The sequence below is a fragment of the Cryobacterium sp. M96 genome (assembly GCF_002929845.1).
In the GTDB taxonomy this organism is placed as follows: Bacteria; Actinomycetota; Actinomycetes; order Actinomycetales; family Microbacteriaceae; genus Cryobacterium; species Cryobacterium sandaracinum.
In genome coordinates this window covers 30351-42936 of the sequence record NZ_PJJS01000027.1, presented here as the reverse complement: position 1 = coordinate 42936, position 12586 = coordinate 30351, and the positions used below count along the sequence as shown (strand labels likewise).

At 68.8% G+C, this 12586-nt stretch carries 12 protein-coding genes; 6 read left to right on the top strand and 6 right to left on the bottom strand.

The window, feature by feature from the left end; translation table 11 throughout:
- Window positions 1-213: 213 nt before the first annotated feature.
- The 6 genes from CXY79_RS01620 (at window position 214) to hpaD (ending at window position 7728) form a co-directional block, all read left to right on the top strand.
- The gene (locus CXY79_RS01620) at window positions 214-1569 is read left to right on the top strand and encodes an MFS transporter (protein ID WP_104099416.1); all 1356 of its coding nucleotides are present in this window, start codon (window positions 214-216) and stop codon (window positions 1567-1569) included.
- Window positions 1570-1582: 13 nt separating this feature from the next.
- On the top strand, window positions 1583-3190 hold the full coding sequence (locus tag CXY79_RS01615) for a fumarylacetoacetate hydrolase family protein (protein ID WP_104099415.1): 1608 nt from the start codon (window positions 1583-1585) through the stop codon (window positions 3188-3190).
- A complete protein-coding gene (locus CXY79_RS01610; protein WP_104099414.1) occupies window positions 3187-3957 on the top strand; it encodes a GntR family transcriptional regulator in 771 nt (256 codons plus the stop codon). Before CXY79_RS01615 ends, CXY79_RS01610 begins: the two co-directional genes overlap by 4 nt.
- 113 nt (window positions 3958-4070) lie before the next feature.
- Window positions 4071-5030, top strand: coding sequence for a 4-hydroxy-tetrahydrodipicolinate synthase (dapA, locus tag CXY79_RS01605; RefSeq protein WP_104099413.1), 960 nt, complete (start codon window positions 4071-4073; stop codon window positions 5028-5030).
- A 3-nt stretch (window positions 5031-5033) separates the two neighbouring features.
- Complete coding sequence (gene hpaE / locus CXY79_RS01600; protein ID WP_104099412.1) at window positions 5034-6569, top strand: 5-carboxymethyl-2-hydroxymuconate semialdehyde dehydrogenase; 1536 nt, start codon at window positions 5034-5036, stop codon at window positions 6567-6569.
- Between the two features lie 82 nt (window positions 6570-6651).
- The gene (gene hpaD, locus CXY79_RS01595) at window positions 6652-7728 is read left to right on the top strand and encodes a 3,4-dihydroxyphenylacetate 2,3-dioxygenase (protein ID WP_104099411.1); all 1077 of its coding nucleotides are present in this window, start codon (window positions 6652-6654) and stop codon (window positions 7726-7728) included.
- Window positions 7729-7747: 19 nt separating this feature from the next.
- Here hpaD and CXY79_RS01590 read toward each other — a convergent pair whose 3' ends face one another.
- The 6 genes from CXY79_RS01590 to CXY79_RS15585 form a co-directional block, all read right to left on the bottom strand.
- Window positions 7748-8542 (bottom strand): anti-sigma factor domain-containing protein, encoded by a 795-nt coding sequence (locus CXY79_RS01590; RefSeq protein WP_104099410.1) that lies wholly within the window; start codon window positions 8540-8542, stop codon window positions 7748-7750.
- The gene (locus tag CXY79_RS01585; protein ID WP_233191136.1) at window positions 8529-9185 is read right to left on the bottom strand and encodes an RNA polymerase sigma factor; all 657 of its coding nucleotides are present in this window, start codon (window positions 9183-9185) and stop codon (window positions 8529-8531) included. The genes CXY79_RS01590 and CXY79_RS01585 overlap by 14 nt, the downstream gene beginning before the upstream one ends.
- Window positions 9186-9214: 29 nt before the next feature.
- Window positions 9215-9874: a class F sortase gene (locus CXY79_RS01580; RefSeq protein WP_104099409.1), complete on the bottom strand. Its 660-nt coding sequence runs from the start codon at window positions 9872-9874 to the stop codon at window positions 9215-9217.
- A 28-nt stretch (window positions 9875-9902) separates the two neighbouring features.
- The gene (locus CXY79_RS01575) at window positions 9903-10739 is read right to left on the bottom strand and encodes a DUF4397 domain-containing protein (protein ID WP_104099408.1); all 837 of its coding nucleotides are present in this window, start codon (window positions 10737-10739) and stop codon (window positions 9903-9905) included.
- A 155-nt stretch (window positions 10740-10894) separates the two neighbouring features.
- Window positions 10895-12181 carry an MFS transporter gene (locus CXY79_RS01570; protein ID WP_198415673.1) on the bottom strand — a complete coding sequence of 429 codons (1287 nt, stop codon included), beginning with the start codon at window positions 12179-12181 and terminating at the stop codon, window positions 10895-10897.
- 76 nt (window positions 12182-12257) lie between these two features.
- On the bottom strand, window positions 12258-12581 hold the full coding sequence (locus CXY79_RS15585) for a hypothetical protein (RefSeq protein WP_146068069.1): 324 nt from the start codon (window positions 12579-12581) through the stop codon (window positions 12258-12260).
- Window positions 12582-12586 lie beyond the last annotated feature (5 nt).

Sequence of the window (12586 nt, the reverse complement as noted above, 5' to 3'; positions counted from 1 at the left end):
CGACCGGGCGCCGGCAGCCGGGCGGGCGGGCGCCGACCGGGCGGGCGCCGGCAGCCGGCCCGGCGCACGGCGGCATCCGGACCACGAGACGGCGGCACCATCCAGGCCCCCGGACGACCCCGTTCCTAGCCCTGTAGATAATATACGATCTGTGATACCGTTTCGAGATCGCACGATTCCAGCACCACACAGGGAAATACAAAGGGGTATTCCATGGCATTGACGACCGACCGAGCGAGCGCCGCGAAAGCGACCGCCGCGAAACGACACGAGGAACGCCGGGTCCTCGCCGGCACCATGGTGGGCACCACCATCGAGTGGTACGACTTCTTCATCTACGCGCAGGCCGCCGGCCTCGTGCTGGCCGGGCTGTACTTCGCCCCGCTCGCCAACGACAACGCCGGTCTGGCGCAGCTCGTGGCCTGGGCCTCCCTCGGCATCAGCTTCCTCTTCCGCCCGCTGGGCGCGGTCGTGGCCGGCCACCTCGGTGACCGCCTCGGCCGCAAGGCCATGCTCGTGCTGACCCTCGTCATCATGGGCGCGGCCACGGCACTGATCGGCCTCCTGCCGACCTTCGAGCAGATCGGCGTCTGGGCGCCGATCCTGCTGATCGTGCTGCGCATCCTGCAGGGCTTCTCGGCTGGCGGGGAATGGGGCGGTGCCGCCCTGATGTCGGTTGAGCACGCCCCGGTCAACAAGCGCGGATTCTTCGGCGCGTACCCGCAGATCGGCGTGCCGACCGGGCTCATCCTCGCCACCGGCGTCATGCTCCTGGTGACCAGCACGATGAGCGAGGAGGCCTTCCTCGCCTGGGGCTGGCGCATCCCGTTCCTCGTCTCGGTGCTGCTTATCGTGGTCGGCTTCATCATTCGCCGCTCGGTCGACGAGAGCCCCGTCTTCAAGGAGATGCAGGATCGCAAGAAGGAATCGGCCGCCCCCCTCCGCCAGCTCTTCCGCGGCCACTGGCGCCAGGTCATCCTGACCGCCCTGATCTTCATCGCCAACAACGCCGCCGGCTACCTGTTGATCGCGTTCTTCTCCTCCTACGCCACCAAGCCGGTCGAGGCCGGCGGCCTGGGCATGGAACGCTCCCCCGTGCTGCTGGCCAGCACCATCGCCGCCGCGTTCTGGCTCGCGTCGACGATGATCGGCGGCATCCTCTCCGACAAGATCGGGCGCATCCGCACGTTCCAGTTCGGCTACGCCTGGCTGTTCCTCTGGGCCATCCCGATGTTCCTGCTGATCGACACCGGCGAGATCCTCTGGTTCACGGTGGCGCTCGTCGTGCTGGCCAGCGGGCTCGGCTTCTCGTACGGTCCACAGGCGGCGCTTTACGCGGAGATGTTCCCGGCTCAGGTACGCTACTCGGGCGTGTCCATCGGCTACGCCATGGGTGCCATCCTCGGTGGGGCGTTCGCTCCCCTGATCGCGCAGCTGCTGCTGGACGAGACCGCCTGGTCACCGTCGATCGGCATCTACATCATGGTGCTGGCCACGATCTCCTTCGTCGCGGTCTCCGTGGTGAAGGAAACCCGTGGAGTCCCGCTCGGCATTTCCCAGCACGACTAGAAAGCCGCAAAACATGCCGAACTCGACCTCCGTGGGCGCCGCCGACGTCAGCGCAAGCAACAGCGCAAGCAACAGCGCAAGCAACAGCGCAAGCACCAGCGCGACCGGCAGCGCGGGTATCAGCGTCACCGCCACCACCGATCTCGCCACACCGGGCAAGATCATTGCGGTGCACCTCAACTACCCGAGCCGGGCCGCCCAGCGCGGCCGCACGCCGGAGCAGCCGTCGTACTTCCTCAAGCCGGCGTCGTCGCGGAGTTCCAGCGGCACGCCGGTGGAACGGCCCGACGGATGCGAGCTGCTGGTGTTCGAGGGCGAGATCGCGCTGGTGATCGGGCGCCGCACCCGCGGCGTCTCGCCCGAGGAGGGCTGGGCGGCGGTCTCGCACGTGACCTGCGCCAACGACTTCGGCGTGTACGACCTGCGCTACGCCGACAAGGGCTCGAACCTGCGCTCGAAGGGCGCCGACGGCTTCACCCCCGTCGGGCCGACACTGCTGCCGGCGGCCGGCCTCGACCCGGCAGCGCTGCGCATCCGCACCTGGGTCAACGGCACGCTCGTACAGGAGGACACGACCGCCGACCTGCTCTTCGGGTTCGGCCGGCTCGTCGCCGACCTCTCGCAGCTGCTCACGCTCGAGCCCGGCGACCTGATCCTCACCGGCACGCCGGCCGGATCGTCGGTCGTCGTGCCCGGCGACATCGTCGAGGTCGAAGTGGATGCCCCAGGAGCCCCGGGCGCACCCCGCACCGGCCGCCTCGTCAGCCCGATTCGGCAGGGCACGGTGCCGTTCGGCGCGTTCGGGGCCGGCCCGCGGGTCGACAATCTGCAGCGCACCGAGGCGTGGGGTTCGGCGGAGGCGGCCGGGCTCGCACCGGCATCCGTCACCGCACCCACAGCGGAGCAGACGCCCCCGCCGTTCGCCCTCACCCCCGAGCTGAAGGCCCGGATCAATAGTGTGGGCACCGCCACCCTCAGCGCCCAGTTGCGCAAGCGCGGGCTCAACTCGGTGTCGATCGACGGCCTCGGCTCGACCCGGCCGGGCGCCCGTCTCGTCGGCCGGGCCCGCACACTCCGGTACATTCCGGCGCGGGAGGACCTGTTCGAGTCGCACGGCGGCGGCTACAACGCCCAGAAGCGCGCCTTCGACTCGCTCGGACAGGGCGACGTGCTCGTGATCGAGGCCCGCGGCGAGCGCGGCACGGGCACGGTCGGCGACATCCTCGCCCTGCGCGCCCAGATGCGCGGCGCGGCCGGCATCGTGACGGATGGCGGTGTGCGCGATCTCGCGGCCGTCACCGCCCTGGAGATCCCCACCTACCACGCCGGACCGCACCCTGCCGTGCTCGGACGCCGGCACGTGCCGTGGGACACGGACCTGACCGTGGCCTGCGGCGGGGCATCCGTGCAGCCCGGCGACGTGATCGTCGGGGACGCCGACGGGCTGATCGTGATCCCGCCGCACCTGGTTGAGGAGGTGGTCGCCGCAGCCATCGTGCAGGAGCGCGAGGAGACCTTCATCGCCGCCATGGTCACGGCCGGGCACGGCGTCGACGGGCTCTACCCGATGAACGCCGAGTGGAAGGCCCGTTATCGGGTCTGGCTGGAGGAGCAGGCATGACGGCCTCGGTCTCGACAGGATCGACTGGATCGACAGGCTCGGCGGGCTCGACTGGCGTTGCGACTGGCTCGACCACCGGCGTCTCGACCACCGGCGCGGAGGCGTCGCTGAGCAAGGCGCAGCTCGCCCACCGGTGGATCCGGGCCCGCATCTCCGACGGCAGCTTCAGCCCGGGCTACCGCCTGGTGCTCGGGCAGATCGCCCGGGAGATCGGTGTCAGCACCGTGCCGGTGCGGGAAGCCATCCGACTGCTGGAGGCAGAGGGTCTGGTCACGTTCGAGCGCAACGTCGGCGCCCAGGTGGCCATGCTCGACGTCACCGAGTACACCCACACGATGCAGACGCTGGCCCTCGTCGAGGGCTACGCCACCGCCCTGTCGGCGCCGCGGCTCGACCCGGAGACGCTGCTGCGCGCCCGGGAGATCAACGCGGAGATGGACGAGTGCCTGCACCACTTCGACCCGGTGCGTTTCACCAGCCTGAACCGCGAGTTCCACTCGGCCCTGTTCGAGGCCTGCAGCAATGCGCATATCCTCGACCTGGTGCAGCGGGGCTGGAGCAGGCTCGGCACCCTTCGCGAATCCACGTTCAGCTTCGTGCCCGGTCGGGCGCACGAGTCCGTCGCCGAGCACACCGCGCTGCTCGACCTGATCAAGGACGGCGCCGATCCCCTGCAGATCGAACTGGCCGCGCGCGACCACCGGCTCGGCACCCTGAACGCCTTCCTCGCCCAGCAGCACACCGCCCCCACCGCCTCCACCCCCTAACAGCCAATCCCGCAACTGTTCCCGTAACGGACGACTGTTGCCCGCACACCGGGAACATTCGTCCGATTCGGCAACAGTCGCGGACGCATCCGTTGCCCTCGAAAGGAAGAACAATGAAGTTCCGCACCGACCCGAGTCAGATCACAGGCTCTATCGCGCCCCTGATGAGCCCGTTCACGGCCGACGGCGCCGTCGACCACGCCGGCCTCACCAACCTCGTGAACTGGCAGCTCGCCTCCGGCACGCACGGGATCTCGCTCGGCGGCTCCACCGGCGAGCCGAGCTCGCAGACCATCATCGAGCGTGCCAGCGCGATCCGCACCGTGGCCGCCGCGGTCGGCGACCGGGTGCCGTTCATGCCCGGCACCGGCTCGGCCAAGCTCGACGAGACCCTCGAGCTCACCGCCGCGGCCCAGGACGCCGGCGTCGACGCCGCCCTGATCATCACCCCCTACTACGCCCGCCCCACCCAGGAAGCCCTCTACGTCTGGTACAAGACCGTGGCCGAGGAGTTTCCGGACCTGCCCATCGTCGCCTACAACGTGCCCAGCCGCACCGCCGTGGACATCGCCCCGGAGACCATCGCCCGCCTCTACCGCGATTTCGACAACTTCGTCGGCGTCAAGGAGACCACCAAGGACTTCGAGCACTTCTCCCGGGTGCTGCAGCTCTGCGGCCCCGAACTGCTGGTCTGGAGCGGCATCGAACTGCTCTGCCTGCCTCTGCTGGCCCTCGGCGGCGTGGGATACATCAGCGCCACGAGCAACATCGCCCCGGTCGCGCACGTCGAGATGTACAACGCGTGGATGGCCGGCGACATCGAGACGGCCCGGCGCATCCACTACGGCCTGCACCCACTCGTCGACCTGCTTTTCGTCGAGACGAACCCGGCCCCGGGCAAATGGGTGCTCGAGCAGCGCGGCCTGATCGAGAGCGGCTTCGTGCGCCCGCCGCTGATCACCCCGACGGATGCGGGCATCGCCAAAATGCAGGCGCTCCTGGCCGCCGGCGAGCAGTACCTCTCCCCCGTCGACGGCTTCACTATCGCCGGCTTCACCCCGAAAGCAGCCTGAGCCATGACCGAGACCGCCGTGACCGACACCACCACCACGAGAACCCGCGCGCAGCACGTGCCCGAGAACCTGCCGTCCCGCATCCAGCACTTCATCGGCGGCCGGTTCGTCGACAGCGTCTCCGGCGCGACCTTCAACGTGCTCGACCCGGTGTCGAACCAGACCTACGCCACCGCCGCAGCCGGCCAGAAGGAAGACGTGGACCTCGCCGTCGCCGCCGCGACCGACGCCTTCGTGGCCGGGCCGTGGCCGAGGATGAAGCCGCGCGAACGCTCCCGCATCCTGAACAAGATCGCCGACGCCGTCGAGGCCCAGGATGCCCGCCTCGCCGAACTCGAGACGTTCGACACCGGCCTGCCGATCACCCAGGCCCTCGGCCAGGCCAAGCGGGCGGCCGAGAACTTCCGCTTCTTCGCCGACCTGATCGTGGCGCAGACCGACGACACCTACCAGGTGCCCGGCAGCCAGATCAACTACGTCTTCCGCAAACCGGTCGGCGTGGCCGGGCTGATCACCCCGTGGAACACCCCGTTCATGCTGGAGAGCTGGAAGCTCGCCCCCGCACTGGCCGCCGGCTGCACGGTCGTGCTCAAGCCGGCCGAGTTCACGCCGCTGTCGGCGAGCCTGTGGGCGGAGATCTTCCGCTCCGCCGGGCTGCCCGACGGGGTCTTCAACCTGGTCAACGGGCTGGGTGAGGAGGCCGGGGACGCGCTGGTCAAGCATCCGGATGTCCCCCTCATCTCGTTCACGGGCGAGACCACCACGGGTCAGACCATCTACCGCAACTGCGCCGCGAACCTCAAGGGCATGTCGATGGAGCTCGGCGGCAAGTCCCCCGCCGTGGTCTTCGCCGACGCCGACCTCGAGGCCGCGCTCGACTCGACCCTGTTCGGGGTGTTCTCGCTCAACGGCGAGCGCTGCACCGCCAGCAGCCGCATCCTGGTGGAACGCCCGATCTACGACGACTTCTGCGCCCGCTATGCGGCCCGGGCACAGAACATCGTCGTCGGCGACCCACACGACCCTGCCACCGAGGTCGGCGCGCTCGTGCACCCCGAGCACTACGCCAAGGTGATGAGCTACGTCGAGATCGGCAAGAGCGAGGGCCGCCTGCTCGCCGGCGGCGGCCGCCCCCAGAACCTGCCGGAGGGCAACTACGTGTCCCCGACCGTGTTCGTGGATGTCGCCCCGACGGCCCGCATCTTCCAGGAGGAGATCTTCGGACCGGTCGTGGCGATCACGCCGTTCGACACCGACGAAGAAGCCCTCGAGCTGGCCAACGGCGTCAAGTATGGCTTGGCCGCATACATCTGGACCAGCAATCTCACCCGGGCGCACACCTTCGCGCAGTCGATCGAGGCGGGCATGGTCTGGCTCAACTCACACAACGTGCGGGACCTGCGCACCCCGTTCGGAGGGGTCAAGGCCTCGGGCCTCGGCCACGAGGGCGGCTACCGCTCGATCGACTTCTACACCGAGCAGCAGGCCGTGCACGTTTCCCTCGGGCCTGTGCACACCGCCCGCTTCGGCGCCCACTGATCTCGGGTCCCCAGTCCCGGGTCCCGACACGCTCGACCACCGACACGCTCGACCACCGCGACATCTCAATGAGGAGGATTCCATGACCACCACCCCCATCCCCACGCCGACCGCGACCCCGCCGGACATCCTGCGCTGCGCCTACATGGACATCGTCGTCACCGACCTGGCCCGCTCGCGTGCGTTCTACGTCGACGTGCTCGGCCTCGTCGTGACCGAGGAGAGCGACACCGAGATCTACCTGCGCAGCTTCGAGGAGTTCATCCACCACAACCTGGTGCTGCGCCAGGGCCCGGTCGCCGCTGTCGCCGCGATGGCCTTCCGGGTGCGCGCCCCCGAAGACGTGGGTTTGGCCGAGGCCTGGTATCAGGAGCTCGGCTGCCGCACCGAACGCCGCATCAACGGGTTCGCAAAGGGTGTCGGTGACTCCGTGCGCGTCGAAGACCCGCTCGGCTTCCCCTACGAGTTCTTCTACTCGGTCGACCACGTCGAACGCCTGGCCTGGCGCTACGACCTGCAGGGTCCCGGCGCCCTCGTGCGCCTGGACCACTTCAACCAGGTCACCCCCGACGTGGGACTCGGCCGCGGCTACCTCGAGGACCTCGGCTTCCGCGTCACCGAGGACATCCAGGACGAAGACGGCGTCACCTACGCTGCCTGGATGCGCCGCAAGGACACCGTGCACGACACCGCCCTGACCGGCGGCGACGGCCCGCGGATGCACCACATCGCCTTCTCCACGCACGAGAAGCACAACATCATCTACATCTGCGACAAGCTCGGCGCCCTGCGGATGTCGGACGTCATCGAGCGCGGCCCCGGCCGCCACGGCGTCTCGAACGCGTTCTACCTCTACCTGCGCGACCCCGACGGCCACCGGGTCGAGATCTACACCCAGGACTACTACACCGGCGACCCCGACAACCCCGTCGTCACCTGGGACGTGCACGACAATCAGCGCCGCGACTGGTGGGGCAACGCGGTCGTGCCGAGCTGGTACACGGATGCCTCACTGGTGCTCGATCTGGACGGCAACCCCCAGCCGGTCATGGCCCGCACCGAGTCCAGCGAGATGGCCGTCACGGTCGGCGCCGACGGGTTCTCGTACACCCGCAAGAACGACGTGGAGCACGGCTTCAAGCTCGGCAATACGCTCTGACACTCACGTGCGGGTGGTGTCAGGCCGTACGCAGTTCCCCGCGCAGGATCGACTCGCCGGAGTGCTGCGGGTCGCCGTCGTCGGGTTCCGCGGAGACGTCGACCAGCGGGTACTGCGACAGGTCGACGCCGTCGGGGATGGCGAAGCGCCCGGACTCACCGTCGAGCAGTCCGATGCTGATCAGCCCGGACGCATCCGCCTTGATCAGCCACACCTCGCGCAAATCGGTGTCGGCGCTCACCCCGGTGACGTCGAGCACGACCTCCCGGTGGCCGTCGGCCGTCTTCGCGACGTAGGCGCTGCCGGCGGCGTCCCAGCCGGGGTACGGGTCCAGCTGGGCCTCGGCGAGTAGCACCGGCGCGGGTTCCTGCTGCTGTGCGGACTGCCACCAGATGCCGCCGCCGAGGCCGCCGAGCAGTCCGGCGATGCCGGCGGCCACGGCCATCGGCATCCAGTTGCGGCGTCGTGGGAGGGGGCGCAGGGCGGAGCCGATGTCGGTGACCGTGGCGGACGGGGTCTCGACAGGCTCGACCGTTGTAGGGGGCTGGTCCGCTGCCTCGTAGCCGCTGCGCCCAGGGGTGGCGGCCACGGCGTCGGACAGGCCGAGGGCGGCGTGGATACCGGCCCAGACTCGATCGCCGGGCTCCACGAGTTGCACACTGCGCGCGGACCGGCCGACGTGGGCGGTGTGCTGCAGGGCGATGAGTTCCAAGGAGCACTCGGGGCATTCCGACAGGTGCTGGCGTTCGGGTTCGGTGAGGTCGAACTCTGTCATTGCGATGAGAGCGAGGTTTTCCCGGTCAATGTGTGTCATCGTTCGCCTCCAATCTGGTGCGCAGTCTCGAAAGACTTCGGCGGATGTGACTCTTAACGGTGCCGAGCGGCAGTCCGAGGTTATCGGCGATTTGGGTGTGCGTGAGATCGTCGTAGAAGGCCAGCTGCATCACCTGCTGAGGAACGGGTCCGAGCCGGCGAAGTTCGTCGCTCATCAGCACACGATCCGCGATGTCGGCGGATTCGTCGGTCTGGCTGAGCGCGGTGTCGACGAGGACAGCCTCCTCGACCCGCCGCCGTCGTGAGCGGGCCTCGTGGGCATCCGCGACGGTGTGCCGAGTGATCCCGACGAGCCAGGCCGACAGAGGCGACCGCGACGCATCAAATCCGTCCCGCCCGCGCCAGGCGGCGATGAAGACCTTCTGGGTGACGTCTTCGGCTTCGCCGGGATCGCCGAGCGAACGAACGGCGATCGTGTAGACGAGGGATGACCAGCGGGCGTAGGCCTCGGCGAGCGCACGTTCGTCTCCCGCCCGAAACGCGAGAACGAGCTGGGCGTGGTCGTCTTCGTCGGTGAGTGCCGTCACGTCGTATCGGTTTCCCCCGGTTGGTGAGCGCATCGGGAGGTCGTACATGTCAGGCTCCGCCGGAGAGCAAGCCTCGACCACCGTGATGACCAGCATAGCCACCCCTCTGCGTCATGGTGCCTGGGTCATGCGATTGGACTCGCCGAGACGATTACGTTGGACAGATAGGTGCGGGCGTAGTAGTCGAATTCGCCGCCGCAGGTCACAAGGGTGAGCCGGTTGGGACCGGACCGGTCGAAGATCGAGTCCCAGGGCACATCCTGTTTGACCACGGTTTGAACGGATTCCACGGAATAGCGACGCTCCTGACCGTCGTCGGTGGTCACCACGATCTCGGTGCCCGCACGCGCCGAGGCGAGCTGGGCGAACGGTCCGATGTCGTAAATCAGGGAGTCGACGTGAGCGGCGATCACGGTCGCGCCGGTGGTGCTGGCCGGTGACGGTCCAAAGCGATACCAGGCGGCGAGCGAGGGGTCTTTTGGCAGCTCCATCGCCCCGTCGTCGGCCAGACCGACGGACTCGATTGCCATGTCGATTCCGAGGGAGTCGACTCGGATGGTCTGGGGCGGCCGGGCCTGAGGGGTCTGGTTCTGATCCAGCGAGGAACTGACGGTCGGCACGTCGACCTCGGCGACGGGCAGCGGGGCCGACGGCGTCGGAGTCGGCGCTGCGTTCGTCGGGGGAACGTAGGCCGTGGGCGATGATGTGCTCGGGGCGCTGCTGCAGCCCGTGAGCAGGGCAAGAGCCACAGCGAGCACTGTGAAAGTGCCCACTGTGGCTCTCATTGTGGATCTCCCTTTCTGACTGGCGTGACTAGCGGCGAGCCGCGGACAGGCGACGCATACCGACGACGGCGGCGACCAGACCCATCAGCACGGCGGCGAAGCCACCGACCATGAGCCCCATGGAGTCGTCCGCCTGGTTGGTGGCGACGAGACCGGCCTCACCGGCGGGGATGCTGTCCGGGTTGGAGTGAAGCCCGTCGATGGTCTGAACGGCCAGGGCCAGGTTCTTGTCGGTCAGGCTGCCCCACGCGTAGACGATCGTGTTCGTGCCCTCTGCGACGTTGACGTCTGCCGGGCCGATCACCGGGTCAGTCGTTCCGGTTGCGGCGACGGCGGCCGAGATGGTGCCGGCCGGCAACGTGAGCACGGATTCCTTCGGGTTCACCAGGGCGGTGATCGCGACGGCTCCGTTGGCGAGAACATCGACCGCGGGGGCTGCTGCCACGTGGCGAACCGTCAGGCGGCCCTCCCCGGCGGCGAGCTGCGAGATGTCGTTGGTGAACAGCGACGCCGTGGGCTTGCCGGCCTCGTCGAGGTGCGCGGCGGCGGTGTAGTTCTTACCGGCTTCGAGCGGGAGGTCGACCGGGCCGATGGCAGGTGCGCTGGCATCCGCTGCGTCCGACGCGGTGATGGCCACCTTGTAGGTGCCGGGAGCGAGGTCGAGCGGACCGGCGAGGTCGCCCGGCTTGAAGTCGTCCAGGGTCAGCTTGTCGTTCACGTAGACGTCGACGGTGAGGCCGGGAACTCCGTGAAACACAGACAGCTTCGCGACGTCTTCGGCTGCCTGTGCCGGAGCGAGACCGCCGAGGGCGACGAGAGCACCGAGAGCGCTGGCCGTCATTCCGATCTTGAGGGACTTGTGCATCGTTTCCTCCTGCGTAATGGATCTGTGAGTGGGTCACTCTGAAGAGATTCTTGAAACCTCTTTAACCCCTACTTCTCTCGCACGTCCCCAAACGGATGCACATGCATGGAAATCTCTGTAAAACTTTTTTTGCGGGCTGCAGGTCGCGCGCGATTTCATCGGCTCGCCGCGGCGCGATGCAGGGAGATGTCCCGGCGGAAGACCAGCATCACCACCACCAGCGACACGGCCGAGAACGCGGCCCCGCCCGCGAACATCGCCGGGTAGCCGAGCCACGGCTCGAGCAGGGACAGCGCCAACGGCACGAAGAACCCCAGGTAGGTGATGCCGTAGTAGATCGCGGTCAGCCGGGCGAGGTGGTCGGGCGGCGCGATCCGCTGCACCTCCTGCAGCCCCGACACCATCAGCAGGCCGTACGCGGCGCCGAGCAGGGCCGCCGCCGGCAAAATCAGCCAGAGCACGGGTGGGCTCACGGCGACGGATGCGAGCAGCAGCGACCCGACGGTCAGCATCAGCGCGAACATGATTCCTCGGGCATTGTGCCCGGCGGTGATGCGGTGGCTGAAGAGCTGCAGCGACGCTCCCGCGACGAGAGCCACCACGCAGAGCAGGGCCGCGAATGCCACCGGCGCGGACGGGATCTCGGTCGCGGCGAGCGCCGGCAGGATGGCGTAGGCGGTCGTGGCCGTTCCGAAGACCCACGGCGCCACCGGCACGATCAGGAGCAGGAACCGCGGGTACGGGGAGATGGCCGGGTGGACGGCCGGCAGGGCCCCGGCCGCGATGCCCCGTCCCTGGGACTCCGGGGTGCAAAACAGCAGAAGGCCGAAGAGCACGGCGATGACGGTGTGCGCCGCGTACGGCAGCACGCCGGGGAACGGCGCCCACTGGGCCAGCGCTCCGGAGCTCGCCGCGCCGAGTGCGAAACCGAGGGACAGCGCGATGGTCGCCCGTCGTGCCCCCGAGGAACGGTCGGCCCCGAAGTCGAACGGTCTCGCGGAGAGTTCCTTCACCCAGCTGGTGCCCACGGCCATGGCCAGGCCGAGGGCGACGCCGGAGAGGATGCGGCCGGCCAGCAGCATGGGCACATTTCCCGCGGACAGGGCCAGCAGCACGCTCCCCGCGATCGCGACCCAGGGCGCGGGCAGCATCAGCGGTCGGCGGCCGAACCGGTCCGACAGCGGGCCGGCGATCAGTAGCGCCGGGATGATGCCGAGTACGTAGGCCCCGAGCAGCAGGTTCGCCAGCTGGTTGGAGAACCCGTCCGCCTGTCGGTACATCACCAGCAGTGGGGTGAATTCGTTGCCGCCCCAGGCGACGGCGAAGATCGCGGCGGCCGGCGCGAGCCAGTACTTCCTGCCCCGGGCGCCGGTGAACGAGCCGGATCCGGTGGTCGAGCCTGTCGAAACCGAACCCATCGCATCCTGGATGTCGGTTGTCATGACGGTCCCCCGGTCGGCATTCGGCGGCCTCGGCAGCGAGGCCCGCACGCCCCCAGCCTAGGGGAGGCGCCGGGGCTCACTCCCCCAGCCGGCGGCGAACCAATTCGACGGAGATTTTGCAATATGTGCGGGTTTTCGGTGTGTTGGACGCGGTTATGGGCACAATCTCCGTCGAATTCGTCAGGGTCAGGGTCAGGGCCAGGGCCAGCCGAGCTCGCGCGTGTGGCCAACTCAGGACATCCGTCGCCCGGTGGCCCGGCCGCCCCGGACCAGTGCGGAACCAGCGCGGATGTCCGGGCCGGCCCGGACGGATCTCCTGAGTTAGCCCCAACACCGGCCGGTTGCCCAGCAGCGCCAGCCGGATGCGCAGCATCTCTTGTGCGGTTCGGGCAGCCCCCACGCGCT

What these genes read in the sequence shown, in the direction of transcription:
- CXY79_RS01575 (WP_104099408.1), bottom strand. Translation starts at nt 10,739, where the DNA reads ATGCACAAGTCCCTCAAGATCGGAATGACGGCCAGCGCTCTCGGTGCT.
- hpaD (WP_104099411.1), top strand. Translation starts at nt 6,652, where the DNA reads ATGACCACCACCCCCATCCCCACGCCGACCGCGACCCCGCCGGACATC.
- dapA (WP_104099413.1), top strand. Translation starts at nt 4,071, where the DNA reads ATGAAGTTCCGCACCGACCCGAGTCAGATCACAGGCTCTATCGCGCCC.
- CXY79_RS01585 (WP_233191136.1), bottom strand. Translation starts at nt 9,185, where the DNA reads ATGCTGGTCATCACGGTGGTCGAGGCTTGCTCTCCGGCGGAGCCTGAC.
- CXY79_RS01590 (WP_104099410.1), bottom strand. Translation starts at nt 8,542, where the DNA reads ATGACACACATTGACCGGGAAAACCTCGCTCTCATCGCAATGACAGAG.
- hpaE (WP_104099412.1), top strand. Translation starts at nt 5,034, where the DNA reads ATGACCGAGACCGCCGTGACCGACACCACCACCACGAGAACCCGCGCG.
- CXY79_RS01570 (WP_198415673.1), bottom strand. Translation starts at nt 12,181, where the DNA reads ATGACAACCGACATCCAGGATGCGATGGGTTCGGTTTCGACAGGCTCG.
- CXY79_RS01615 (WP_104099415.1), top strand. Translation starts at nt 1,583, where the DNA reads ATGCCGAACTCGACCTCCGTGGGCGCCGCCGACGTCAGCGCAAGCAAC.
- CXY79_RS01610 (WP_104099414.1), top strand. Translation starts at nt 3,187, where the DNA reads ATGACGGCCTCGGTCTCGACAGGATCGACTGGATCGACAGGCTCGGCG.
- CXY79_RS01580 (WP_104099409.1), bottom strand. Translation starts at nt 9,874, where the DNA reads ATGAGAGCCACAGTGGGCACTTTCACAGTGCTCGCTGTGGCTCTTGCC.
- CXY79_RS01620 (WP_104099416.1), top strand. Translation starts at nt 214, where the DNA reads ATGGCATTGACGACCGACCGAGCGAGCGCCGCGAAAGCGACCGCCGCG.